The sequence below is a fragment of the Streptomyces sp. NPDC028722 genome, from assembly GCF_040637655.1.
Lineage (GTDB): Bacteria > Actinomycetota > Actinomycetes > Streptomycetales > Streptomycetaceae > Streptomyces.
This window is the reverse complement of sequence record NZ_JBEZWU010000020.1, coordinates 1-23,171: the sequence shown is the minus strand read 5'-3', so window position 1 is coordinate 23,171 and position 23,171 is coordinate 1. Positions and strand designations below refer to the sequence as shown.

At 71.0% G+C, this 23,171-nt stretch carries 27 protein-coding genes; 18 read left to right on the top strand and 9 right to left on the bottom strand.

Annotation, left to right across the window (positions count from 1 at the left end):
- Positions 1-25 precede the first annotated feature (25 nt).
- Genes AB0F03_RS26585 through AB0F03_RS26575 form a run of 3 tightly spaced genes read left to right on the top strand, consistent with a single transcriptional unit; the run spans position 26 to position 2,762 of the window.
- A complete protein-coding gene (locus AB0F03_RS26585) occupies positions 26-985 on the top strand; it encodes an ABC transporter substrate-binding protein (protein ID WP_361996276.1) in 960 nt (319 codons plus the stop codon).
- Between the two features lie 38 nt (positions 986-1,023).
- Positions 1,024-1,959, top strand: a complete 936-nt coding sequence (locus AB0F03_RS26580) for an amino acid ABC transporter permease (protein ID WP_361996274.1) — start codon at positions 1,024-1,026, stop codon at positions 1,957-1,959.
- Positions 1,956-2,762 (top strand): amino acid ABC transporter ATP-binding protein, encoded by an 807-nt coding sequence (locus AB0F03_RS26575; protein WP_361996272.1) that lies wholly within the window; start codon positions 1,956-1,958, stop codon positions 2,760-2,762. The genes AB0F03_RS26580 and AB0F03_RS26575 overlap by 4 nt, the downstream gene beginning before the upstream one ends.
- A gap of 89 nt (positions 2,763-2,851) precedes the next feature.
- Here the strand turns inward: AB0F03_RS26575 and AB0F03_RS26570 are convergent, their stop codons facing one another.
- Entirely contained in the window at positions 2,852-3,610 is a 759-nt protein-coding gene (locus AB0F03_RS26570; RefSeq protein ID WP_361996271.1) for a class I SAM-dependent methyltransferase, read from the bottom strand.
- A gap of 100 nt (positions 3,611-3,710) precedes the next feature.
- On the opposite strand from AB0F03_RS26570, the gene AB0F03_RS26565 reads away from it, so the two are divergent.
- Complete coding sequence (locus AB0F03_RS26565) at positions 3,711-4,340, top strand: CGNR zinc finger domain-containing protein (RefSeq protein ID WP_356820023.1); 630 nt, start codon at positions 3,711-3,713, stop codon at positions 4,338-4,340.
- Here AB0F03_RS26565 and sodX read toward each other — a convergent pair.
- Positions 4,244-4,678 (bottom strand): nickel-type superoxide dismutase maturation protease, encoded by a 435-nt coding sequence (gene sodX / locus AB0F03_RS26560; protein WP_361996482.1) that lies wholly within the window; start codon positions 4,676-4,678, stop codon positions 4,244-4,246. The two genes, AB0F03_RS26565 and sodX, sit on opposite strands and share 97 nt — an antisense overlap.
- A gap of 145 nt (positions 4,679-4,823) precedes the next feature.
- Here sodX and sodN point away from each other — a divergent pair, with 145 nt between their 5' ends.
- The 3 genes from sodN to AB0F03_RS26545 all read left to right on the top strand — a co-directional run bounded on the left by sodN (position 4,824) and on the right by AB0F03_RS26545 (position 6,232).
- A complete protein-coding gene (sodN, locus tag AB0F03_RS26555; RefSeq protein ID WP_046418451.1) occupies positions 4,824-5,219 on the top strand; it encodes a superoxide dismutase, Ni in 396 nt (131 codons plus the stop codon).
- Between the two features lie 159 nt (positions 5,220-5,378).
- Positions 5,379-5,780 (top strand): helix-turn-helix transcriptional regulator, encoded by a 402-nt coding sequence (locus tag AB0F03_RS26550; RefSeq protein WP_361996269.1) that lies wholly within the window; start codon positions 5,379-5,381, stop codon positions 5,778-5,780.
- Between the two features lie 35 nt (positions 5,781-5,815).
- On the top strand, positions 5,816-6,232 hold the full coding sequence (locus tag AB0F03_RS26545) for a VOC family protein (protein ID WP_361996267.1): 417 nt from the start codon (positions 5,816-5,818) through the stop codon (positions 6,230-6,232).
- Positions 6,233-6,283: 51 nt separating this feature from the next.
- Here the strand turns inward: AB0F03_RS26545 and AB0F03_RS26540 are convergent, their stop codons facing one another.
- From AB0F03_RS26540 to AB0F03_RS26525, 4 genes are all read right to left on the bottom strand, one after another.
- Entirely contained in the window at positions 6,284-6,616 is a 333-nt protein-coding gene (locus tag AB0F03_RS26540) for a DUF952 domain-containing protein (RefSeq protein WP_361996265.1), read from the bottom strand.
- 9 nt (positions 6,617-6,625) lie between these two features.
- The gene (locus AB0F03_RS26535; protein ID WP_361996263.1) at positions 6,626-6,883 is read right to left on the bottom strand and encodes a hypothetical protein; all 258 of its coding nucleotides are present in this window, start codon (positions 6,881-6,883) and stop codon (positions 6,626-6,628) included.
- 242 nt (positions 6,884-7,125) lie between these two features.
- A complete protein-coding gene (locus tag AB0F03_RS26530; RefSeq protein ID WP_361996262.1) occupies positions 7,126-8,271 on the bottom strand; it encodes a family 2 encapsulin nanocompartment cargo protein polyprenyl transferase in 1,146 nt (381 codons plus the stop codon).
- Positions 8,272-8,383: 112 nt separating this feature from the next.
- Positions 8,384-9,790: a family 2B encapsulin nanocompartment shell protein gene (locus AB0F03_RS26525; protein ID WP_361996260.1), complete on the bottom strand. Its 1,407-nt coding sequence runs from the start codon at positions 9,788-9,790 to the stop codon at positions 8,384-8,386.
- 306 nt (positions 9,791-10,096) lie between these two features.
- Here AB0F03_RS26525 and AB0F03_RS26520 point away from each other — a divergent pair, with 306 nt between their 5' ends.
- Entirely contained in the window at positions 10,097-10,690 is a 594-nt protein-coding gene (locus tag AB0F03_RS26520; RefSeq protein WP_361996258.1) for an N-acetylmuramoyl-L-alanine amidase, read from the top strand.
- Between the two features lie 164 nt (positions 10,691-10,854).
- Complete coding sequence (locus AB0F03_RS26515) at positions 10,855-11,709, top strand: pyridoxal-phosphate dependent enzyme (protein WP_361996480.1); 855 nt, start codon at positions 10,855-10,857, stop codon at positions 11,707-11,709.
- Here the strand turns inward: AB0F03_RS26515 and AB0F03_RS26510 are convergent.
- A complete protein-coding gene (locus AB0F03_RS26510; protein ID WP_361996256.1) occupies positions 11,706-13,289 on the bottom strand; it encodes a Na+/H+ antiporter in 1,584 nt (527 codons plus the stop codon). The genes AB0F03_RS26515 and AB0F03_RS26510 overlap by 4 nt on opposite strands.
- 61 nt (positions 13,290-13,350) lie before the next feature.
- Here AB0F03_RS26510 and AB0F03_RS26505 point away from each other — a divergent pair, with 61 nt between their 5' ends.
- The 3 genes from AB0F03_RS26505 to AB0F03_RS26495 all read left to right on the top strand — a co-directional run bounded on the left by AB0F03_RS26505 (position 13,351) and on the right by AB0F03_RS26495 (position 15,516).
- Complete coding sequence (locus AB0F03_RS26505) at positions 13,351-13,611, top strand: UBP-type zinc finger domain-containing protein (RefSeq protein ID WP_361996254.1); 261 nt, start codon at positions 13,351-13,353, stop codon at positions 13,609-13,611.
- Positions 13,612-13,903: 292 nt separating this feature from the next.
- Positions 13,904-14,320 (top strand): anti-sigma regulatory factor, encoded by a 417-nt coding sequence (locus tag AB0F03_RS26500; protein WP_009190566.1) that lies wholly within the window; start codon positions 13,904-13,906, stop codon positions 14,318-14,320.
- On the top strand, positions 14,317-15,516 hold the full coding sequence (locus AB0F03_RS26495) for an RNA polymerase sigma factor SigF (RefSeq protein WP_361996252.1): 1,200 nt from the start codon (positions 14,317-14,319) through the stop codon (positions 15,514-15,516). Before AB0F03_RS26500 ends, AB0F03_RS26495 begins: the two co-directional genes overlap by 4 nt.
- Before the next feature lie 17 nt (positions 15,517-15,533).
- On the opposite strand, the gene AB0F03_RS26490 is transcribed toward AB0F03_RS26495, so the two are convergent.
- On the bottom strand, positions 15,534-15,986 hold the full coding sequence (locus AB0F03_RS26490) for a hypothetical protein (RefSeq protein ID WP_361996250.1): 453 nt from the start codon (positions 15,984-15,986) through the stop codon (positions 15,534-15,536).
- 136 nt (positions 15,987-16,122) lie between these two features.
- Here AB0F03_RS26490 and AB0F03_RS26485 point away from each other — a divergent pair, with 136 nt between their 5' ends.
- Complete coding sequence (locus tag AB0F03_RS26485) at positions 16,123-17,091, top strand: diacylglycerol kinase family protein (protein WP_361996248.1); 969 nt, start codon at positions 16,123-16,125, stop codon at positions 17,089-17,091.
- A gap of 319 nt (positions 17,092-17,410) precedes the next feature.
- A complete protein-coding gene (locus AB0F03_RS26480) occupies positions 17,411-17,668 on the top strand; it encodes a WhiB family transcriptional regulator (RefSeq protein WP_003992873.1) in 258 nt (85 codons plus the stop codon).
- 212 nt (positions 17,669-17,880) lie between these two features.
- On the opposite strand, the gene AB0F03_RS26475 is transcribed toward AB0F03_RS26480, so the two are convergent.
- Positions 17,881-19,347, bottom strand: a complete 1,467-nt coding sequence (locus tag AB0F03_RS26475; RefSeq protein ID WP_361996479.1) for a PAS domain-containing sensor histidine kinase — start codon at positions 19,345-19,347, stop codon at positions 17,881-17,883.
- Between the two features lie 527 nt (positions 19,348-19,874).
- Between AB0F03_RS26475 and nagB the strand changes: the two genes are divergently transcribed.
- From nagB to AB0F03_RS26455, 4 genes are all read left to right on the top strand, one after another.
- Positions 19,875-20,660, top strand: a complete 786-nt coding sequence (gene nagB, locus AB0F03_RS26470) for a glucosamine-6-phosphate deaminase (RefSeq protein ID WP_361996246.1) — start codon at positions 19,875-19,877, stop codon at positions 20,658-20,660.
- A gap of 232 nt (positions 20,661-20,892) precedes the next feature.
- Positions 20,893-21,657 carry a GntR family transcriptional regulator gene (locus AB0F03_RS26465; RefSeq protein ID WP_361996244.1) on the top strand — a complete coding sequence of 255 codons (765 nt, stop codon included), beginning with the start codon at positions 20,893-20,895 and terminating at the stop codon, positions 21,655-21,657.
- 124 nt (positions 21,658-21,781) lie between these two features.
- Complete coding sequence (locus tag AB0F03_RS26460) at positions 21,782-22,057, top strand: DUF3311 domain-containing protein (RefSeq protein ID WP_361996242.1); 276 nt, start codon at positions 21,782-21,784, stop codon at positions 22,055-22,057.
- Positions 22,054-23,171: sodium:solute symporter (locus AB0F03_RS26455; protein ID WP_361996240.1), on the top strand; the 1,118-nt coding region annotated here is incomplete at its 3' end. The genes AB0F03_RS26460 and AB0F03_RS26455, both read left to right, overlap by 4 nt.

Sequence of the window (23,171 nt, the reverse complement as noted above, 5' to 3'; positions counted from 1 at the left end):
CTTCCCATCCGCCGGAGGAACCACGATGACCGCAAGCTCCACCCGTCGTACAAGCGCCGCGCGCTCACGTCTGGCCGCGGCCGGTGCGATCGCGGTCGCAGGCGCCCTGCTGCTCACCGGCTGCGGTGACCAGACCAAGGACAAGAACAAGGACTCCGGCGGCGCGTCCACCAGCACCGCTCCGCTCGCCGACAAGCTCCCGCAGGACATCCGCAGCGCCGGCAAGATCAGGGTCGGTTCGGACATCGCGTACGCGCCGGTGGAGTTCAAGGACGCCTCCGGCAAGGTCGTCGGCCTGGACCCGGACCTGGCGGCGGCCATGGGCAAGCAGCTCGGGGTGACGTTCGAGTTCGAGAACGGTACCTTCGACGCCCTGCTCACCGGTCTGCGCTCGGGCCGCAACGACATCGCGATGTCGGCCATGACGGACAACAAGAACCGTCAGGAGGGCATCGACCCGGACACGGGCAAGAAGGTCGGCGAGGGTGTCGACTTCGTCGACTACCTGTCCGCGGGTGTCTCGATCTACACCCGCAAGGGTGACACCGGCGGCATCACCCAGTGGTCGGACCTGTGCGGCAAGAAGCTGGCCGTCGAGCGGGGCACCGTCTCGGAGGACCTGGCCAAGCAGGAGGCCAAGAAGTGTCCCGCCGGCAAGAAGCTCACCGTCGAGGCCTTCGACGACGACCAGCAGTCCCAGACCCGGCTGCGCTCGGGCGGCGTGGACGCGGCGTCCTCCGACTTCCCGGTCGCCGCGTGGGCGGTCAAGAACTCGGGCGGCGGCAAGGACTTCCAGCTCGTCGGCGACCAGGTCCAGGCGGCCCCGTACGGCATCGCGGTCTCCAAGAAGCAGACCCAGCTGCGGGACGCCATCAAGGCCGCGATGGACGCGGTCATCAAGAACGGCGAGTACAAGACGATCCTCGAGAAGTGGGGCGCCGAGGACGGCGCGGTCAAGGAGTCCGCGATCAACGGCGGCAAGTGACCCGCGTCGGCGCCAGCGGCCACTGAGAGGCAATACCCGTGACTGACATCGACAAGACGGCGGACCCGAAGGGCACGCCCCCGGCCGGCGCGGAGGCCATCAAGGCCATCCCGGTCCGGCACTACGGGCGGTACGTCTCCGCCGTCATCGCGATCGCGATCCTCGTCGCGATCATCTACGCGTTCAGCCAGGGCAGGATCAACTGGCACGCGGTACCGGACTACTTCTTCGACGACCGGATCCTGACCGGTGTCGGCAAGACCCTGCTGCTGACGGTCCTGTCCATGGTGATCGGCATCGTCGGCGGCATCGTCCTGGCGGTGATGCGGCTGTCCAAGAACCCGGTGACCTCGTCGATCGCCTGGTTCTACATCTGGTTCTTCCGCGGCACCCCGGTCCTGGTCCAGCTGTTCCTCTGGTTCAACCTGGGCCTGGTCTTCGAGTACATCAACCTGATGCCGTTCTACAAGGACTACTGGTCGAACTTCATGACGCCGTTGCTGACGGCGCTGCTCGGCCTGGGTCTGAACGAGGCGGCGTACATGGCCGAGATCTGCCGGGCCGGTCTGCTCGCGGTGGACGAGGGCCAGACCGAGGCGGCCCACGCGCTCGGCATGAGCCAGGGCAAGACGCTGCGCCGGGTGATCATCCCGCAGGCGATGCGCGTGATCGTGCCGCCGACGGGCAACGAAGTGATCAACATGCTGAAGACGACCTCGCTCGTGGCGGCCGTCCAGTACCCCGAACTGTTCCGCTACGCCCAGGACATCGGCCAGAACTCCGGCGCCCCGGTGGAGATGTACTTCCTCGCCGCGGCCTGGTACCTGATCATGACCTCGGTCCTGAGCGTCGGCCAGTACTACGTCGAGCGTTACTACGCCCGCGGCTCCAGCCGCCAGCTGCCACCGACGCCGTGGCAGAAGGTCAGGACGAACATGCTCTCCCTGGGCCGGCCGAAGGGTGGCATGGCATGACCGACAAGCTGAACAAGACACAGGACACCCCGGCCGCGGGGACCGTCCCGATGGTCAGGGCGGAGGGCGTCCACAAGTCCTTCGGCCACGTGGAGGTGCTCAAGGGCATCGACCTGGAGGTGAAGCCGGGCGAGGTGTTCTGCCTCATCGGCCCCTCCGGCTCCGGCAAGTCGACCTTCCTTCGGTGCATCAACCACCTGGAGAAGATCAACGCCGGGCGGCTGTACGTCGACGGCGAGCTGGTCGGCTACCGCCAGCAGGGCGAGAAGCTGTACGAGCTGCGCGACCGCGAGGTCGCCATGAAGCGCCGGGACATCGGCATGGTCTTCCAGCGCTTCAACCTGTTCCCGCACATGACGGCCCTGGACAACGTCATGGAGGCGCCGGTGCAGGTGCGGGGCACCGGCAGGACGCAGGCCCGGGAACGGGCCGTGCAACTGCTGGAGCGCGTGGGCCTGGCCGACCGGGCCGGGCACTACCCCTCGCAGCTCTCCGGCGGCCAGCAGCAGCGCGTGGCCATCGCCCGGGCGCTGGCGATGGACCCGAAGCTGATGCTGTTCGACGAGCCGACCTCGGCCCTGGACCCGGAGCTGGTCGGTGACGTCCTGGACGTCATGCGGGACCTCGCCGAGTCCGGCATGACCATGGTGGTCGTCACCCACGAGATGGGCTTCGCCCGCGAGGTGGGCGACAGCCTGGTGTTCATGGACGACGGCGTGGTGGTGGAATCCGGTCATCCGCGGGACGTCCTGACCAACCCGCAGCACGAGCGGACGCAGTCCTTCCTGTCGAAGGTGCTGTAGACACGCGGGGAAGGGGCGGTACGGCCGTGGCCGTACCGCCCCGCTCCGCTGCAAGGCCACGGCAGCCCCGCACCGTCACCGCAGGGCTGTCACTTCAGCGCCAGCAGCAGGGTGTCCGACGGTGAGCACCACACCGCGCGGGCCTCGGTGAACCCCTTCTCGCGCAGCACGCGCGCGTGCCAGGCGGCCGACGGCATGTCCCCGTCCGCGTGCTCGCCGTAGATCGCGAAGCGGCGGGCGGTCGGTTCGGCGAGAGCCGGGTCCGCGGCCGCCAGCCGCCACCACTCGGCCCAGTCCGGGGTGCCGTCCTGCCTGGCCTGATCCATGCGGGCGTGGCGCTGGGCGCGCTCCGCCGCGTTGATCCGGGGCGTGCTGTCGTCGATCATGTGGTCGGCGTTCATGAGGACGCCGCCGTCGCGGACCAGCTCCGCGACCTGACCGTAGAGGGCCGCGAGAGGTTCACTGTGCAGCCAGTGCAGGGCCGTCGCGGTCAGGACGGCGTCGTAGGAGTCGTACGGCAGTCGTCCCGGCCAGTCGGGGTCCTTCAGGTCGGCGGTGACGAGGGAGACGCGGTCGTCGCCCTCGAAGGTGCCCTGCGCGATCGCGAGCAGCGCCGGGTCGAGGTCGACACCGGTGCTGGTGGCCCGCGGGAACCGCCGGAGCAGCCGCGCGGTGATGCTGCCGGTGCCGCACGCGAGGTCGAGGACGCGCGGGGCCGTGCCCACCAGCGCCTCGACCATGTCGAGCATGATCCGGAAGCGTTCCTCCCGGTCGGGCATGTAGCTCTCCTGCTGCCGGTCCCAGCTCTCCTGCCAGGCGGCCCAGTCCGTACCGGTGTCCGTGGTCATGGCACCCCGACTCCCCTCGGTTCGCGTAATACCCTGGAAGCACGACCGGCTATTACCCGACCGCAGACATGACGATAAAGCGCCCCGGTAAGGACTACAAGTGGAACTGGCCTATTACTCGGACTACGCCGTACGGCTCGTCAACAGCGAGGAGCCGGCCCGGGGCAAGGACTCCCTGACCTCGGTCGAGGCCGTCCGCGACCTCTTCGGTGCCAACGCGTCGGCGGCCCGTCGCGCCACCGACGCCGACGTCACCCGCTTCCGCTCGGTCCGGGCCCGGCTCCGCTCGGTCTTCGAGGCCGCCGACACCGGCGACGAGACCCTGGCCGTGGACCTGCTGAACTCGCTGCTGCTGGAGTTCCCGGTCAGCCCCCAGATCTCCGGCCACGACCACCGCGACGAGGACGACCGCCCCCTGTGGCACATGCACCTGGCCGACCACCCCTCCAACGCCACCGCCGGCTACGCGGCGATCGCGACGATGGGCCTGGCGTTCCACCTCACCGAGTACGGCGTGGACCGCCTGGGCCTGTGCCAGGCGGCCCCGTGCCGCAACGCCTACCTCGACACCTCCACCAACCGCTCCCGTCGCTACTGCTCCGACCGCTGCGCGACCCGCGCCAACGTGGCCGCCTACCGGGCCCGCAAGCGCCTGGAGGCCGACCGGTCGGGCAGCAGGGGCCTCGCCGCCGAGAGCGCCCAGCGCAGCAGCGTCAGCGGCGAGCGCTGACCGGCCCGCGGCGGCCGGAACCGCAGCAGGGCCTTCCCCAGCACCAGGTCCTCCGGGACGACCCCGTAGTCGGTGCTGTCGCCGCCCGCGTACGGGTTGTCCCCGAGCACCCACCAGCCGCCCTCACGCCGTTCCACGGCCCGCTTGACGACCAGCAGGTCCTGCTGGAACGGATGACGCAGGACCACGACGTCCCCCGGCCTGACCCCACCCCCGTACCGCACCAGCAGCCGATCCCCGTGGCGCAGCGTGGGCACCATGGACGGGCCGGTCACCTCGGCCAGCCCGAAGGGCGCCACGGCCCCGCCCTGCTCGGTCTCCCGCGACAGCTCCGGCATCCCCGGCACCTCCCCGGTCCGTTCCTCCACCGGTCCCAGTCTCACCCTGGACTTTCGTCCTAAGCCCTAGGGGGCACTCACGAAAACCGGTTCCTCAGGGAGTAATGTCGCACCTGAGAAGACGATCACGAGGAAGGAATGCTCCATGCTTTCCCGCCTGTTTGCCCCCAAGGTCAAGGTCAGCGCCCACTGCGACCTGCCCTGCGGCGTGTACGACCCGGCCCAGGCCCGCATCGAGGCGGAGTCGGTGAAGGCCGTCCAGGAGAAGATGGCCGGTAACGACGACCCTCACTTCCAGGCGCGTGCCACCATCATCAAGGAGCAGCGCGCGGAGCTGGCGAAGCACCACGTCTCCGTACTCTGGAGCGACTACTTCAAGGCCCCGCACTTCGAGAAGTACCCGGAGCTGCACCAGCTGGTCAACGACACCCTGAAGGCCCTCTCGGCCGCCAAGGCGTCCACCGACCCCGCGACGGGTCAGAAGGCGCTGGACTACATCGCGCAGATCGACAAGATCTTCTGGGAGACCAAGAAGGCCTGATCCACCGATCACGCCGACCGGTCCGCGATGTCTGCGGTCGTCCGGTCCTCCCGTCCGCACCCGGTCCGCGGCGCGCCGAACACGGCGTCCGCGGCGGACCGGGTGCGGTCTTTTTCCGCCCCGTGGAGGGCGCGGGCGGGGCTGTGGGAGGCTGAGGGGATGACCGCTCTGGAGGACCTCAGACGGCTGCGCCGGGTACGTGACCGGATGGACCGCGAGTACGCCGAGCCGCTCGACATGACCGGGCTGGCCCGCGACGCCCTGATGTCCCCGGGTCACTTCCAGCGCAGCTTCCGCAAGGCGTTCGGGGAGACGCCCTACAGCTATCTGATGACCCGTCGCATCGAGCGGGCCAAGACACTGCTGCGCCGGGGCGACCTCACCGTGACCGACGTGTGCCTCGCCGTCGGCTGTACCTCGCTCGGCTCCTTCAGCTCCCGGTTCACCGAGCTGGTCGGCGAGACGCCGAGCGCCTACCGGGCCCGCGACCACCAGGAGAGCGCGGTGATCCCGTCCTGCGTGGCCCGCCGGCTGACCCGGCCGCGGCGCCGCCTGTACTGAGGGCACGGCGCGCGCCCCGGTTCTAGGCTGAGCCCATGGACGTGAAACTCGCGCAGTGCTTCATCGCCGTGGACGACCACGACAAGGCCATCGCCTTCTACCGCGACGTGCTCGGCCTGGAGATCCGCAACGACGTGGGCTTCGAGGGGATGCGCTGGGTGACGCTCGGCTCCCCGCTCCAGCCCGATGTGGAGATCGTCCTGGAGCCGCCGGACGCCAGCCCCGACGCCTCCCCCGCCGACAAGCAGGCACTGAACGAACTCCTCGCCAAGGGCCTGCTGCGCGGGGTCATCTTCACCACCCCCGACTGCGACGCCCTGTACGAGCGGGTACGGGAGTCCGGCGGCGACGTCCTCCAGGAGCCGACGGACCAGCCGTACGGGGTCCGCGACTGCGCGTTCCGCGACCCGGCAGGCAACCAGCTCCGCTTCCTGGAGCGACCTGCACGCTGATCTCCCGGGCGCGACGGCTCCGGAGCGGGCGCCACCGGGCCCCCTGCCGTTTCATCCCCAGGGCTCCACGTCCACCACGGCCGCGACCGGTACCGGCCCGTACACGTGCGGGAACTCCTCCCCGCCCGGTCCGACGGTCTCGTACCGCACGGGCGCCCCGACCCGGGCGGGGTCCACGACCAGGACGACCAGTTCGTCCGGGCCGTCGTAGTCGCCGTAGAGGAAGGCGGCGATGCGCGGGAGCTGGGCCCGCGTGGAGAAGTGGATGAAGCCCTCCTCCTGGAGGGTGCGACCGCGGGTCGACACCTCGTAGGTGCCGCTCTCGCGCGCCGCCTCCCACAGGGAGCGCTCGGTGACATGCAGGATGTGCGGAAGTTTCGGCATGCGCCCACGCTACGGCGCCCCCGGTCCCCCTCGTGCTCGGACGGCGCTGTTCCCCGCGCCGGGCGCCGACGGGCCCTTGGGACCGCTGCTCCGGCGCCGGGCCGGGGCGCCGGCGGGCCGGGCGGGGTCGGGGCGGGCGGCGCAGTCGGGGCTGTGGCACGGGCCGGGGGTCCACACCGGCACCCAGGCGCCCAGGGTCTTGTGCCGCCTGACGACCATGTCGACGGGCTGTCCGCAGACGGGACAGACGGGCTGTTCGCTGTCCATGCCCTCAGGGTAGGACGGTGGCGGCCGCGGCGCTTCCTGCCGTACGACCGCACGAACCTGCCGTCGCCGAGGACGCGCAGAAGACGCGCAGGGCGCCCGGTACCGGCCGGGCAAGGCGGCGGGGCCCGCGCACGGTGGGAGTGCGCGGGACCCGCCTGGCCGGAGGCCCGGTGACCGTGCGGGGTCAGGAGCCGCACGGTCACCGGGGGCTCCGGATTCGGCGGGGCTGCCGGACGGCAGCCTCAGTTGTTCCGCCGGGTCACGAACTCGGCGAGCGCCAGCAGACCGCCCGCCGCCTCGGGCACGGGGACCGCGCGGGCCAGTTCCTGCATCGCACGGGCCATCCGGTCCGCCGCCTCGGCCTGCGCCCAGTCCCGGCCGCCGGCCCGTTCCACCGCGAGTGCCGTCCGCGCGATCTCCCCGGCCTCGGCCTCCGCCGCCAGGTACGGCTTCGCGTACAGCGCGGCGAGTTCGGCCGCCGCGGGGGTGCCGGAGGTGAGCGCCGCCACCACCGGCAGTGACTTCTTGCGGGCCGCGAGATCCGCGCCGGCCGGCTTGCCGGTGCGCTGCGGGTCTCCCCATATGCCGATGACGTCGTCGATGAGCTGGAACGCGAGCCCGGCCTGACGGCCGAAACCGTCCAGCGCGGCCACCTCCTCCTCACCGGCGCCCGCGTACAGCGCGCCGAGCGCGCAGGCGCAGCCGAGCAGGGCGCCGGTCTTGGCCTCGGCCATGACGAGGACCTCGTCCAGGGTCACCGCGTCCGGGGCGCGACGCTCCAGTTCGCTGTCGGTCTGCTGGCCGGCACACAGTTCCACGACACAGTCCGCGAGCCGGGCCACGGCCGGAACGGCCGCCGGATGCGGATCCTCGACGAGCAGCCGCAGCGCCAGCGCCTGGAGCGCGTCCCCGGCGAGGATCGCGTCGGCGTCACCGAACACGGTCCAGGCGGTGGGCCGGTGCCGCCGGGAGGTGTCCCGGTCCATCACGTCGTCGTGCAGCAGCGTGAAGTTGTGCACGAGTTCGACCGCCACCGCCGCGCGGACGGCCGCCGCCCGGGCCGCCGGCCCACCGAGCGCGGCGGCGGCCGCGAGGACGAGCGCGGGCCGCATCGCCTTCCCCGCGTTGTCCGCCGCCGGCGTGCCGTCCGCCTGCTGCCAGCCGAAGTGGTAGAGCGCGATCCGGCGCAGGGAGCCGGGCAGCGACTCGACGGCCGCGCGCAGCTCCGGGTCGACGAGCGCGCGGGTGCGCTCCAGCAGCGCCGTCGCCTCGTGCCCGTCGGGCGGTCCCCCGGGGGCCTCCCCGGTTCTCTCCCGCGGCTCCCCCGGTGCGCCGGGACGCGGCACCCCGGGGGCACGCTGTCCGGTCTCCGTCATGAACTCGGCCATGGTTCCCCCTCGCCAGGTCCGCGCGGGCCGGTGTCGCCGGCCCGCCCGGACGCGTACCCCCGGGGCCTGCCCGCCCGTGCCGACGGGGACACGGCCGCGACGCGCGCAGACGTCACCCCCACCGGCCGATCTCGACGTTCTCCAGCACACCGAGCGCGTCGGGCACCAGGACGGCGGCCGAGTAGTAGGCCGTCACCAGGTACTTGATGATGGCCTGCTCGTTGATGCCCATGAACCGCACGGACAGGCTCGGTTCGATCTCGTCCGGGATGCCGGACTGCCGCAGACCGATGACGCCCTGGTCGGCCTCGCCCGTACGCATCGCGAGGATGGAGGTCGTACGGGCCTCGCTGACCGGGATCTTGTTGCACGGGTAGATCGGCACCCCGCGCCAGGTGGGGATGCGGTTGCCGCCGATGTCGATGGTCTCCGGGACCAGCCCGCGCTTGTTCAGCTCGCGCCCGAACGCGGCGATGGCGCGCGGGTGGGCGAGGAACAGCTTGGTACTGCGGCGGCGGCTGAGCAGCTCGTCCATGTCGTCCGGGGACGGCCCGCCGTCGTGCGGCTGGATCCGCTGGTCGTACTCGCAGTTGCTGAGCAGACCGAACTCCGGGTTGTTGATCAGCTCGTGCTCCTGGCGCTCCTTGAGCGCCTCGACCGTGAGCCGCAGCTGCTGCTCGGTCTGGTTCATCGGCTGGTTGTACAGGTCGGCCACGCGCGAGTGGATACGCAGCACGGTCTGGGCGATGCTCAGCTCGTACTCGCGCGGCCTGGGTTCGTAGTCGACGAAGGTGTGCGGGATGTCGGGCTCGCCGGAGTGGCCGGCCGCCAGCTCGACCTCCTTCTCGCCGTACTTGTTGGTGCGCTGCCGCGGGAGCGCACGCACCTGCTCGAGGTGTTCCCGCAGGGTGTCCGAGCGCTCGGCGACCTGCTCGAAGTCCTGGCGGCTGAGGATCAGCACCGTGGTAGCGGTGTCCGCGCGGGCCGTGTACTCCCAGATGGAGTCGGGGTCGGCCAGCGCCTGGTCGCCGAAGTAGGCGCCGTCGGCGAGGACACCGAGGACGGCCTCGTCACCGTACGGACCCGTGCCGACCTTCGACACCCTGCCGTGGGCGAGGAGGTAGACCTCTTCCGTCGGGTTCCCGAAGTCGGCGATGACCTCACCCGGCGCGAAGTCACGCCGGCGGCAGCGCCGGGCCAGCTCGGTGAGCACCTCCTCGTCCTCGTACGACCGCAGGACCGGCAGCTCACCCAGTTCGGCCGGGATGACCTCCACCTGGTCACCGGTCTTCACGAAGGTGACGCGGCCGTCGCCGACGGCGTAGGTCAGCCGCCTGTTCACCCGGTACGTGCCGCCCTGGACGTCCACCCAGGGAAGGGTGCGCAGCACCCAGCGGGAGCTGATCTCCTGCATCTGCGGAACGGACTTGGTGGTGGTGGCCAGGTTCCGCGCTGCCGCTGTCCCGAGGGACTGCTGCGGCCTGCCCTGATCCGTGCGGACCTCTTCGCCTACCGACATAGAGAAATGCCCTCCCAGGTATGCCCGGTGCCCTGTCGCACGGAGCACCGGTCTCGGGTCCGAGCCTTCCACCACCGTGTGTGGTCCCACCATTACCCGAAAGAGGGGGAATGGATCATCGCACTACTGGGCACAATGAGGGACTTGCCCCGACCCTCCCCGATGGCCCCCGGATGCGCCGCCTGTCCGGATCGGCTCGCACAGCGTACGAACCATGTGTCCCCGGACGTCCGGTTTCGGTAGAAGCAGGCAGAACGGATCGGCCGCGACCGGCGGCCGGACGGGCACGGCACGAAGGAGTCGGCCATGGCCTCACCCATGTCGGCGAGCGGATTCCTGGACGCGCTGCGGGCGGAGGGCGTCCCGGTCGTCGAGGTCGGCGACTGGCAGCACCACAACCGGAACCACAAGGGGCCCTGGGGACCCGTCCACGGCGTGATGATCCACCACACCGTCACCCAGGGCAGCGCCCGCACGGTGGAGCTGTGCCGCGACGGCTACCCGGCGCTGCCGGGGCCCCTGTGCCACGGCGTGATCACCAAGGACGGCACGGTCCACCTGGTCGGCTACGGCCGCGCCAACCACGCCGGGCTCGGCGACGACGAGGTGCTGCGCGCGGTGATCGCCGAGAGGGGCCTGCCGCCGGACAACGAGGCGAACACCGACGGCAACCGGCACTTCTACGGCTTCGAGTGCGAGAACCTCGGCGACGGGGAGGACCCCTGGCCACAGGCGCAGCTGGACGCGATCGAACGGGTCTCCGCGGCGGTGTGCCGGTACCACGGGTGGACGGAACGGTCGGTCATCGGGCACCGGGAGTGGCAGCCGGGCAAGGTGGATCCGCGGGGGTTCACGATGGCGTGGCTGAGGGAGCGGGTGGGGGAACGGCTCAAGGGCTGACACCTTCGGCGGGAACCGCGGCGCCCTGCCCGCCCCGCCCCGCGGAGCGCGGTCCCCGTCAGGCGCCGTCACCCTCCGCCCGCGCCCGGGCCGGGCCGGGTGACAATGGGGCCGTGACCAGCCCCGGCCCGCTCGCCCCCCGCCTCCCCTCCCCGCTGCACGAGATGGACGACGACCGTTTCGCCCGGCGCGGGGTGCGGTTGCTGCTCAAGCGGGACGACCTCCTCCACCCGGAGCTGGTCGGCAACAAGTGGCGCAAGCTGGTGCCGAACATCGCGGCGGCGCACGGCCGCCCGCTGGTCACCTTCGGCGGGGCCTACTCCAACCATCTGCGGGCCACCGCCGCGGCAGGCCGGCTGCTCGGCCTGCCGACCACCGGCGTGGTCCGCGGCCAGGAGCTGGCCGGCCGCCCGCTCAACCCGTCCCTGGCCCGGTGCGCGGCCGACGGCATGCGCCTGCACTTCGTGGACAGGGCGACGTACCGGCGCAAGACCGAGCCGGACACCCTGGCCGCCATCCTGCGCGCGGCCGGTGCCGAAGGGGCGCACGTCGTCCCCGAAGGCGGCAGCAACGCCGAGGCGGTGCGCGGCTGTCGCGCCCTCGGTGAGGAACTGCGCGGCCCCGCGGACGTCGTCGCGGTCGCCTGCGGCACCGGCGGCACCCTCGCCGGCCTGGCCGCCGGACTGTCGCCCGCTCAACGCGCGCTCGGCGTACCGGTGCTCAAGGGCGGCTTCCTGGAGGACGCCGTGCGAGCCCTCCAGGAGAGTGCGTTCGGCGCGCGCAGCGGCACCTGGTCCCTGGCCGACCGCTTCCACTGCGGGGGTTACGCCCGTACGACACCGGAACTGCTGGCTTTCGCACAGGACTTCGAGCAGCGGCACGGAGTGCCCGTGGAGCGTCTCTATGTCGCCAAGTTGCTGTACGGACTCCTCACCCTGACCGAGGAGGGCGCCTTCGCGCGCGGGACGACGATCGCCGCCGTGGTGACCGGGCGGCCGGACCCGGAGGGCGGGCGCTAACCGGCCTCCCGGTAGGCCGCCGCCTCCTCCAGGTCCAGGCGTCTGAGCAGGGCGCGCAGCATCTCGTCGTCGATGTAGCGGTGGTCGCGGAGCTTGACGAACACCTCGCGTTCGGCGCTGATCATCTCGCGGGACAGCCGGCGGTAGGTGTCGTCCACGGACTCGCCGGTCACCGGGTTGACCTGGCCGAGCCGCTCCCAGACGGCGTTGCGGCGGCGCTCCAGGACCGTGCGCAGCCGGTCGGCGAGCGGCGGCGGCAGGGCGTTGCGCTCGTCGGTGAGGAGTTCGTCCAGGCGGCCGTCGGCGGCCCGGGAGGCCTGGGCCTGGGCGTTGGCCTCGGCGAGGGTCTCGGCCTGCCGGTCGCGGGCGGGGAAGCGCAGCAGCCGGATCAGCAGCGGCAGGGTCACGCCCTGGACGACCAGGGTGCCGATGACGGTGGTGAAGGTCAGGAAGAGGACCAGGTTGCGGGGTCCGTCGGCCATGGTCGGCGGGATGGCGAAGGCGATCGCCAGGGAGACGACACCGCGCATGCCGGCCCACGAGGTGACCATCGCCCCCCGCCAGGTGGGGTTCTCCTCCCGCTCCCTGATACGCGCCGACAGCATCCGGGGCAGGAAGGCGGCCGGGAAGACCCAGACGAACCGGGTCGCGACGACGACCAGGAAGACGGCGACCGCGTACCCCACGGCGGAGGCGCCCTCGTACTCCCCGAGCCGCTTGAGGACGATCGGCAGCTGGAGACCGATCAGGGCGAAGACCGCGGACTCCAGCACGAAGGCGACCATCTTCCACACCGCCTCCTCCTGGAGCCGGGTGGCGAAGTCGACCTCCCACGCGCGGTGGCCGAGATAGAGGGCGACGACCACGACCGCGAGCACCCCGGAGGCGTGGGCCTGCTCGGCGACTCCGTAGGCGACGAACGGGATCAGCAGGGAGAGGGTGTTCTGGAGGAGGGGTTCGGTCAGGTGCGTGCGCAGCCAGTGCAGCGGCGCCATGAGGACGAGGCCGATCCCCACGCCGCCGACCGAGGCGAGCAGGAAGTCCCGGATCCCGCCCGCCCAGGTGGCCCCCGCGCCGACCGCCGCGCCGAGCGCCACCTTGTAGGCGGTGATCGCGGTGGCGTCGTTCAGCAGGGACTCGCCCTGGAGGATGGTGGTGATCCGGGAGGGCAGGCCGGCCCGGCGGGCGACCGCCGTGGCGGCCACCGCGTCCGGCGGCGCCACGACCGCGCCCAGCACCAGCGCGGCGGGCAGCGGCAGTCCGGGCACGATCAGGTAGGCGGCCCAGCCGACGGCCAGGGTCGCGAAGAGCACGTAGCCGACCGACAGCAGCGCCACCGGCCGCAGCTGGGCGCGCAGGCTGAGGTAGGAGCTGTCGCTGGCGGAGGTGTACAGCAGCGGGGGCAGCAGCAGGGGCAGGACGATGTGCGGATCGAGGGTGTAGGACGGCACCCCCGGGATGCTCGAGACCACCAGCCCCACCGCGACCAGCAGCAGGGGCGCCGGCGCGGGAGTGCGCCGGGCCGCCGCGGCCACCGCGGCACTGCCCGCCACCAGCAACAGCAGCGGCATCACGTCCATGGTCCTCGCCCACCCTCGTATTCCGCGCGGTCACCCGCACGTGCGTCGTAATCTGGCAATCATGAAACAGTGCACGCACACCGACGCGCTGCCGCACCCGGAACCGGAACCGCTCGGCGAGACCTGCCCGGAGTGCCTGCGCGACGGGACCCACCCGGTGCAGCTGAGACTGTGCCTCACCTGCGGCCACGTAGGCTGCTGCGACTCCTCGCCCGGGCGTCACGCGACGGAGCATCACGAGCGGACCGGTCATCCGGTGATGCGGACGTTCGAGCCCGGCGAGGACTGGCAGTGGTGCTTCGTGGACCACGTCCTCGTGTGAGTTTCCCGTCCGGGGGCCTTCTCGTGTGACACTGCATGTGGCGGTCGCCGCACGACGGGTTCGAGCAGGTGACGCCTGGGTACGTCAACCCGGCGCGCGCTCTTTTCATTTGGGCCCGCAGACCCTCTAGACACGGAGCGTATCCACAGCTTTACTGTGAGTGACGTCAGGGGGTTGGGGTCCCGGGGACAGGAATGTTCGGAGCGCGATAGCGTCACCGGTTGAACTCGTACGCGTTACCCCGGGGGGCGACCCTCGGCCCCGTAAAGCTTGTACCACCATGGAGGTGAGGGTGTCCCAGATCGCAGGCGAGCCCGCGGCGAACCAGGACTTCGTGGAAGTCCGGCTGCCGGCGGCGGGTGCCTACCTGTCGGTGCTGCGGACGGCCACGGCCGGTCTGGCGGCCCGCTTGGACTTCACCCTGGACGAGATCGAGGACCTGCGCATCGCCGTGGACGAGGCCTGCGCGATCCTGCTCCAGCAAGCCGTGCCGGGTTCGGTGCTCAGCTGCGTCTTCCGGCTCGTCGACGATTCGCTGGAGGTCACGGTGTCGGCGCCGACCACCGACGGCCACGCTCCCTCGCGGGACACCTTCGCCTGGACCGTGCTGTCGGCCCTCGCGGGGAAGGTCTCGTCCGCCGTCGACGAGGACAAGACGGTGTCGATCAGCCTCTACAAACAGCGCGGCGCGGGTCCCGGGCCGGCGTGAGGAACGGGGACGGGCCGGTGCGGGACGAAGAGCGCGGCACGCGGGAGCGGCCGACCGGGGACGAGGGTGCCCCCTGGTCATGGGAGTCCCCCCGCTCGGGCGCAGTCGAGAGTGACACCGGAGCCGACACCTCGGGGCAGGGCCCCCGGGACGGCTCCCGGCGCATGGCGGACGGCATCGACGGCATCCCCGAGCAGGCCAGACCGCACCCGGAGGACGGCTCCGCGCCGGCCGGCGACGACGGTGCCGTACCGGCCGTGCCGCCACCGGCACACGGTGGCGCCGGCGCCGCAGGCCACGCGGGAGCGAGGGCTCGGGGAAGGGCTACGGGCGGGACGATGAGCGAGCACGGGCGACACGCCGATGACGACGCGCCGGCCGCGGAGGCCGTGCCGACCGCGGAGGCCCTGCCTGCCGCGCCGCACGTCGCGCAGCACACCCCGCACGACCGCAGCGGGGCACGGGCGATGTTCGTGGAGCTGCGCAAGCTGAACGCGGGCAGCGCGGAGTACGCGGAACTGCGCAACCAGCTGGTCCGTATGCATCTGCCCCTCGTGGAGCACCTGGCGCGCCGGTTCCGCAACCGCGGCGAGCCGCTGGACGACCTCACCCAGGTCGCCACGATCGGTCTGATCAAGTCCGTCGACCGGTTCGACCCGGAGCGCGGCGTGGAGTTCTCCACGTACGCCACCCCGACCGTGGTCGGCGAGATCAAGCGGCACTTCCGCGACAAGGGCTGGGCGGTGCGGGTGCCGCGCCGGCTACAGGAGCTGCGGCTTTCGCTGACGACCGCGACGGCCGAGCTGTCCCAGCTGCACGGCCGCTCCCCCACGGTGCACGAGCTGGCCGAGAAGCTCGCCATCTCCGAGGAGGAGGTCCTGGAGGGCCTGGAGTCGGCGAACGCGTACTCCACCCTGTCCCTGGACGTCCCCGACACCGACGACGAGTCCCCGGCGGTCGCCGACACCCTGGGCGCGGAGGACGAGGCGCTCGAGGGCGTGGAGTACCGCGAGTCCCTCAAGCCGCTGCTGGAGGACCTGCCGCCGCGCGAGAAGCGGATCCTGCTGCTGCGCTTCTTCGGGAACATGACGCAGTCGCAGATCGCGCAGGAGGTCGGCATCTCCCAGATGCACGTCTCCCGGCTGCTGGCCCGCACCCTGGCCCAGCTGCGGGAGAAGCTCCTCGTCGAGGAGTGAGCCCCACGCAGTGAGCCCTATTCGGCCCGGCCCGGTCCCTTGATCCCGAGGGCCCGGGTCGTCTCGCTGTTGACCAGGAGCACCAGGGCCGCCACGGCGACCACCGCGAGGACGATGCCTACCGGGATGGCCACGCTGTCGGCCTGGAGCAGGTTGTAGGCCACCGGGAGCGCCATCAGCTGGGTGATCACGGCGGGGCCCCGGCTCCAGCCGCGCCGCAGCAGCAGACCGCGTGCGGCGAGCAGCGGCAGCAGTGCGAGGACGACCAGGGTGATGCCGAGGGTCACGGCCTGCTGGCGGCCGTCCGGATCGCCGGTGAGCGCCCGGACGAGCACCCACAGACCGCCGCCCACCAGACCGGCCCCCTCCAGCGCGGCCAGTGCCGCCGCGTACGTCAGCCGGCGCGGGCGCGGCTCCGTGGCTGCGGCGGCTTCGGCGGTGTCCGGGGCGGGGTTCTGCTGACTGCTCACCCCAGCAGGGTAGCCCGCCCCCTGCCGCGCCCGGCGGGGCCCGCCGACCCCGGGTGTCCAGGCTCACCCCCCGCCTTCTTACCGGTTCCCTACCTCGGTCTGGGATGAATACCCCCCAGTAGGTACGCTGCCATGCATGCGTGCACTTCTCGTGGTCAATCCGGCGGCAACCACCACAAGCGCACGCAGGCGTGATGTCCTGATCCACGCGCTGGCGAGCGAGATGAAGCTGGAGGCGGTCACCACCGAGTACCGCGGTCATGCGCGCGACCTCGGCCGGCAGGCGGCGGAGAGCGACGACATCGACCTGGTGGTGGCGCTCGGCGGTGACGGCACGGTCAACGAGGTCGTCAACGGTCTGCTGCACGCCGGCCCCGACCCGGAGCGGCTGCCCGGTCTGGCGGTCGTTCCCGGGGGCTCCACGAACGTCTTCGCCCGCGCCCTGGGCCTGCCCAACGACCCGGTCGAGGCCACCGGCGCGCTGCTGGACGCGCTGCGCGAGGGCAGCGAGCGGATCGTCGGCCTCGGTCTGACCTCGGGTCCGCGCGGGACCGAGGACGAGGCGGTGCCGGCCCGCTGGTTCACCTTCAACGCCGGGCTGGGGTTCGACGCGGGCGTGGTGGGGCGCGTCGAACAGCAGCGCGAGCGCGGGAAGAAGTCGACGCACGCGCTCTACGTCCGCCAGGTGGTGCGGCAGTTCCTCGGTGAGACGAACCGCCGGCACGGCACGATCACGCTCGAACGGCCCGGCGCGGATCCGGTCGGGGATCTCGTGGTCGCCATAGTCTCGAACACGTCCCCGTGGACGTATCTCGGTAATCGCCCCATGTACACGTCGCCCAGGGCGTCGTTCGACGCCGGCATCGACGTGCTCGGTCTCAGCCGCCTGTCGACGGCCGCGGTTGCCCGGTATGGCACCCAGTTGCTCACTTCGTCCCCCGAGCGCGGACCCCATGGCAAGCACGCCGTCGCGCTGCACGACCTGGACCAGTTCACCTTGCATTCGAAGGCGCCTCTGCCCCTTCAGATGGACGGTGACCATCTGGGGCTGCGTACGAGCGTGACGTTCACAGGCGTACGCCGTGCACTGCGTGTGATTGTGTGAGCGGAACGGGCCAAAGTCCTTTCACTCGAACGTTTAGGCCAGGATCCACCCCATGGAAGTACGGCTGTGACCTAGTCGACACCGAGGAATCAAAAAAAATCTTCGGGAAGGGGTTGTATCCGCCGCTGAGGTTTGCGAGTCTCTACGTGGCGATCGGGACAGCCCGCAACACCGGCATCCACTGATCACCAGAACCCCTCTTCAATCCCAGGACCACGCCGGGGAGACTCGGCGATCGGCCCTTCACTTGTTGAGGGATTCGTGAAAGCGTTCACATTCACAAGCAATCCGCACGTAATACCAAGGAGAGGTAGCAGCCATGGACTGGCGTCACAACGCCGTTTGCCGCGAGGAAGACCCCGAGCTCTTCTTCCCCATCGGCAACACCGGTCCTGCGCTGCTGCAGATCGAGGAAGCCAAGGCCGTCTGCCGCCGCTGCCCGGTGATCGAGCAGTGTCTGCAGTGGGCGCTCGAGTCCGGTCAGGACTCCGGCGTCTGGGGTGGTCTCAGCGAGGACGAGCGCCGTGCCATGAAGCGCCGCGCCGCTCGCAACCGGGCCCGTCAGGCCTCCGCCTGACATCCCACCCCTCTTGACGGCCTGAGCTTGGCGGCGCGTGCAGCACGCACGCTTCTCCCGCCCCCGAGCCGCAGCGCGCAGTATCCCCCGATGCGCTTAGCGACACAGCGGAGCAGCAACGAGCATCAGCCTCGGACCAATGGCGGTCCGGGGCTTTTTGCTGTGCCCGGTCCCCCGCGCGGCCGGTACGCCGGCCGGTGAGGCGACCGGGCTCACTTGTCCGCGCGCACCGGGACGTCCAGGATCACCCGTGTCCCCCGCCCCGGCGCCGGCACCATGTCGAAGGTGCCGCCCAACTCGCCCTCCACCAGCGTCCGTACGATCTGGAGCCCGAGGTTGCCCGAGCGGTGCGGGTCGAAGCCCGCGGGCAGACCGACGCCGTCGTCCTGGACCGTGACCAGGAGACGGGCCTCCTTGGTGGTACCGCCGCGCACCGCGGAGACCTCGACCGTGCCCGTGTCCCCCTCGCGGAAGCCGTGCTCCAGTGCGTTCTGGAGCACCTCGGTGAGCACCATCGACAGCGGGGTGGCGACCTCGGCGTCGAGTATGCCGAACCGTCCCGTGCGCCGGCCGGCCACCTTGCCCGGGGAGATCTCGGCGACCATCGCGAGCACCCGGTCGGCGATGTCGTCGAACTCCACCCGCTCATCCAGGTTCTGAGACAGCGTCTCATGAACGATGGCGATGGAGCCGACCCGGCGGACCGCCTCCTCCAGCGCCTCCCGGCCGCTCTCGGAGTCGATACGCCGGGCCTGGAGCCGGAGCAGGGCGGCGACCGTCTGGAGGTTGTTCTTCACCCGGTGGTGGATCTCCCGGATGGTCGCGTCCTTGGTGATCAGCTCACGCTCGCGCCGGCGGAGTTCGGTGACGTCCCGGCACAGCACCAGTGAACCGATGCGGGTTCCCTTGGGCTTGAGCGGGATGGCCCGGAACTGGATGACCCCGTCGTGGGCCTCGATCTCGAACTCGCGCGGCGCCCAGCCGCTGGCCGCCTTCGCGAGCGCCTCGTCCACCGGGCCCCGGGTGGGGGCGAGTTCGGCGGTGGTGCGGCCGAGGTGGTGACCGACCAGGTCGGCGGCGAGACCGAGGCGGTGGTAGGCGGACAGGGCGTTCGGGGAGGCGTACTGGACGATGCCGTCCGCGTCCAGCCGGATCAGACCGTCACCGGCGCGCGGGGAGGCGTCCATGTCGACCTGCTGGTCGGGGAACGGGAAGGAGCCGGCGGCGATCATCTGCGCGAGGTCGGAGGCGCTCTGGAGGTAGGTCAGTTCCAGCCGGCTCGGCGTGCGGACGGTGAGCAGGTTGGTGTTGCGGGCGATCACGCCGAGGACGCGGCCCTCCCGGCGCACGGGGATGGACTCGACCCGTACGGGGACCTCTTCGCGCCACTCCGGGTCGCCCTCGCGCACGATCCGGCCCTCGTCGAGCGCCGCGTCCAGCATGGGCCGCCGGCCGCGCGGGACCAGGTGGCCGACCATGTCGTCCTGGTAGGAGGTGGGGCCGGTGTTGGGGCGCATCTGGGCGACCGACACGTACCGGGTGCCGTCACTGGTGGGGACCCACAGGACGAGGTCGGCGAAGGAGAGGTCGGAGAGCAGCTGCCACTCCGAGACCAGCAGGTGGAGCCACTCGAGATCGGAGTCGTCGAGGGCGGTGTGCTGGCGTACGAGTTCGTTCATGGAGGGCACGTGTGCGAGCGTACCCGGGGCCTCACGGGTGGCCGAAAAACACCCGCGGGCCGCGGCGCCTGGAAGGGACCCTCAACCCTCCCGGCACCGCAGCCCGGAGCATCATCGGCCGTGGGGTGTGCGGTCCCGGTCGGCCGAAGGTCGAGGAGCCGGGACAGTCAGGGCAGAGAGCCCGGTTCCTCGGTCCGCCTTCCTGTGCGGGGAAGACGGAGACCTGTTCTCTTGGATTGTGGACTAGACCATGAGGGCGTGTCCATGGTGGGGGCGAACGCCGCGGACCACTGGCACGCGATGCCAGAGAGCCTAGCCCGCCCGGGTCACTCGTGGGGCCGGATGGCCATGGCAATTTCCGCGGCGGCCTCCGGTTCCTTCCGGCGGGCGCCGTCGCGGGCCTGCCGGGACATGCCCGCACACCCCCGCCCCCGCCCCTTTTCCCGCGCCCGGGAACACCGATTCTGCTAGATTGGTCTAAACCACATGGAGACGGATACAGCCCCCTTCAGAACGGCAGGCCCAGCGTGGAAGTTGTCATCGTCCCGGACGCCGCGGCGGGCGGCGAGCTGATCGCCGAGGCCATGGCGCAGCTGCTGCGGCGCAAGCCCGACGCGCTGCTCGGTGTGGCCACCGGCTCGACCCCGCTGCCCGTCTACCAGGCACTGACCACCAAGGTGCGCTCCGGTGCCGTGGACGCCTCCCACGCGCGGATAGCGCAGCTCGACGAGTACGTGGGCCTGCCCGCCGACCACCCCGAGTCCTACCGCTCGGTGCTGCGCCGCGAGGTGCTGGAGCCGCTGGGCATAGACATGGACGCGTTCGTGGGGCCGGACGGCACGGCGGAGGACGTCCAGGCGGCGTGCGAGGCGTACGACCGCGCGCTCGTCGAGGCCGGCGGGGTGGACCTGCAACTGCTCGGCATCGGCACCGACGGGCACATCGGGTTCAACGAGCCGTGCTCCTCGCTCGCCTCCCGCACCCGGATCAAGACGCTGACCGAGCAGACCCGGATCGACAACGCCCGCTTCTTCGACGGCGACATCGAGCAGGTTCCGCACCACGTCATCACCCAGGGCATCGGCACCATCCTGGAGGCCCGGCACCTGGTGCTGCTGGCCACCGGCGAGGGCAAGGCCGACGCGGTCGCCGCCACCGTCGAGGGCCCGGTCGCGGCGGTCTGCCCGGCCTCCGCGCTCCAGCTCCACCCGCACGCCACGGTCGTCGTCGACGAGGCCGCCGCGGCCAAGCTGAAGCTGGCCGGCTACTTCCGGCACACGTACGCGAACAAGCCGGAGTGGCAGGGGATCTAGCCGGCGAACAGGGGTACGGGAGACGAGGGGGCGTGCGACGCGGGAACGGGCGCGTCGCCGCCCGCGGTCTCCGGCGCCCTCGATGGACTAGACCAACAGGGGGCGCGGCGGTATACAGAGGGGATCACGGAGCGTGCGGGGGGAGTCCCGACACGGCGACCCGTGCCACGATGTGTGCCGTGGCCGATGGGATGTCGGTCGCTTTCGGCACTCGGAGCCGGGAAGGCAGAGCATGAGCACCGACGTCAGCAGTGCGGAGAACGAAACCGGCACGACCGTCCGTACCGCGCGCGTGCCCAAGTACTACCGCTTGAAGAAGCACCTGCTCGACATGACGGAGACGCAGGCGCCGGGCACTCCGGTGCCGCCCGAGCGCACTCTGGCCGCCGAGTTCGACACCTCCCGCACCACGGTCCGCCAGGCACTCCAGGAACTGGTCGTCGAGGGCCGGCTCGAACGCATCCAGGGCAAGGGCACCTTCGTGGCCAAGCCCAAGGTCTCCCAGGCGCTCCAGCTCACCTCCTACACCGAGGACATGCGGGCCCAGGGTCTGGAGCCGACCTCGCAGCTGCTGGACATCGGGTACGTCACGGCCGACGACCGGCTCGCCGGGCTGCTCGACATCACCGCGGGCGGGCGGGTGCTGCGCATCGAGCGGCTGCGCATGGCCAACGCCGAGCCGATGGCGATCGAGACCACCCATCTGTCGGCCAAGCGCTTCCCGGCCCTGCGGCGGTCGCTGGCGAAGTACACCTCGCTGTACACCGCGCTCGCGGAGGTCTACGACGTCCACCTCGCCGAGGCCGAGGAGACCATCGAGACCTCCCTGGCCACCCCGCGTGAGGCCGGGCTGCTCGGCACCGACGTGGGCCTGCCGATGCTGATGCTCTCCCGGCACTCCCTGGACCGCAGCGGCCATCCGGTGGAGTGGGTGCGCTCGGTGTACCGCGGGGACCGGTACAAGTTCGTGGCACGGCTGAAGCGGCCCGTGGAGTAGGAGCGGGGGCGCGTTCGCCGAATCGATATACCGATATGCGGACGAGGGCTTCCACTGGTACGACGCCGTCACCTAGATTGCCTGCGCATTACACAGGTGATCAGCGAGGGGACGGAGCCGTGGCATGTCCGAAACGCCTGAAGTGAGGCCACCGGTGGTGACACCGGCCAGGGTGGTGATCGCCCTGTGTCTCGTCGCGCCCTTCGTGGCGATGCTGTGGGTCGGCTCGTACGCCCGGACGGAGCCCACGTTCGTCGGGATCCCGTTCTTCTACTGGTACCAGATGCTCTGGGTGCTGATCTCCACCGCACTCACGATGCTCGCGTACCAGCTGTGGCAGCGCGACCAGCGTGCCCGCGGCAGGTCCGCCGCCGGCCGGGACGAGGAGGCGGCGAAGTGAAGAACGGCGTCAACGGCGTCGCACTCGGCGTCTTCATCTTCTTCTTCCTGGCCGTCACGGTCATGGGCTTCCTGGCGGCGCGCTGGCGCAGGACCGACAACGAGCAGACCCTGGACGAGTGGGGCCTGGGCGGCCGGTCGTTCGGCACCTGGGTCACCTGGTTCCTGCTCGGCGGCGACCTGTACACGGCGTACACCTTCGTGGCCGTACCGGCGGCGATCTACGCGGCGGGCGCGTCCGGCTTCTTCGCGGTGCCGTACACGATCCTGGTGTACCCGCTGATCTTCACCTTCCTGCCCCGCCTGTGGTCGGTCTCGCACCGCCACGGGTACGTCACGACCTCCGACTTCGTGCGCGGCCGGTTCGGGTCCAAGGGGCTGTCGCTGGCGGTGGCCGTCACCGGCATCCTGGCGACGATGCCGTACATCGCGCTCCAGCTCGTCGGCATCCAGGCCGTGCTGGACGTGATGGGCGTCGGCGGCGGCGAGAACACCAGCTGGTTCGTGAAGGACCTGCCGCTGCTGATCGCCTTCGGCGTGCTGGCGGCGTACACCTACTCCTCCGGTCTGCGCGCCCCGGCCCTGATCGCGTTCGTGAAGGACACGCTGATCTACATCGTCATCGCGGTGGCGATCATCTACATCCCGGTCAAGCTGGGCGGGTTCGACGACATCTTCGCCAAGGCCGGCGAGAAGTTCTCGGCCACGGGTGTGGGCGGGGTCGTGCCGGCCCCCGGGGGCCAGTGGACGTACGCCACGCTGGCCCTCGGCTCCGCGCTGGCCCTGTTCATGTACCCGCACTCGATCACCGCGACCCTGTCGTCCAGGAGCCGTGAGGTGATCCGCCGCAACACCACGATCCTGCCGCTGTACTCCCTCATGCTGGGCCTGCTGGCGCTGCTGGGCTTCATGGCGATCGCGGCCGGGGTCAAGGTCACCAACGGGCAGCTGGCGATCCCGCAGCTGTTCGAGGACATGTTCCCGGACTGGTTCGCGGGCGTGGCCTTCGCGGCGATCGGTATCGGCGCGCTCGTGCCCGCGGCCATCATGTCCATCGCGGCGGCGAACCTCTTCACCCGCAACATCTACAAGGACTTCATCAAGCCGGACGCCAC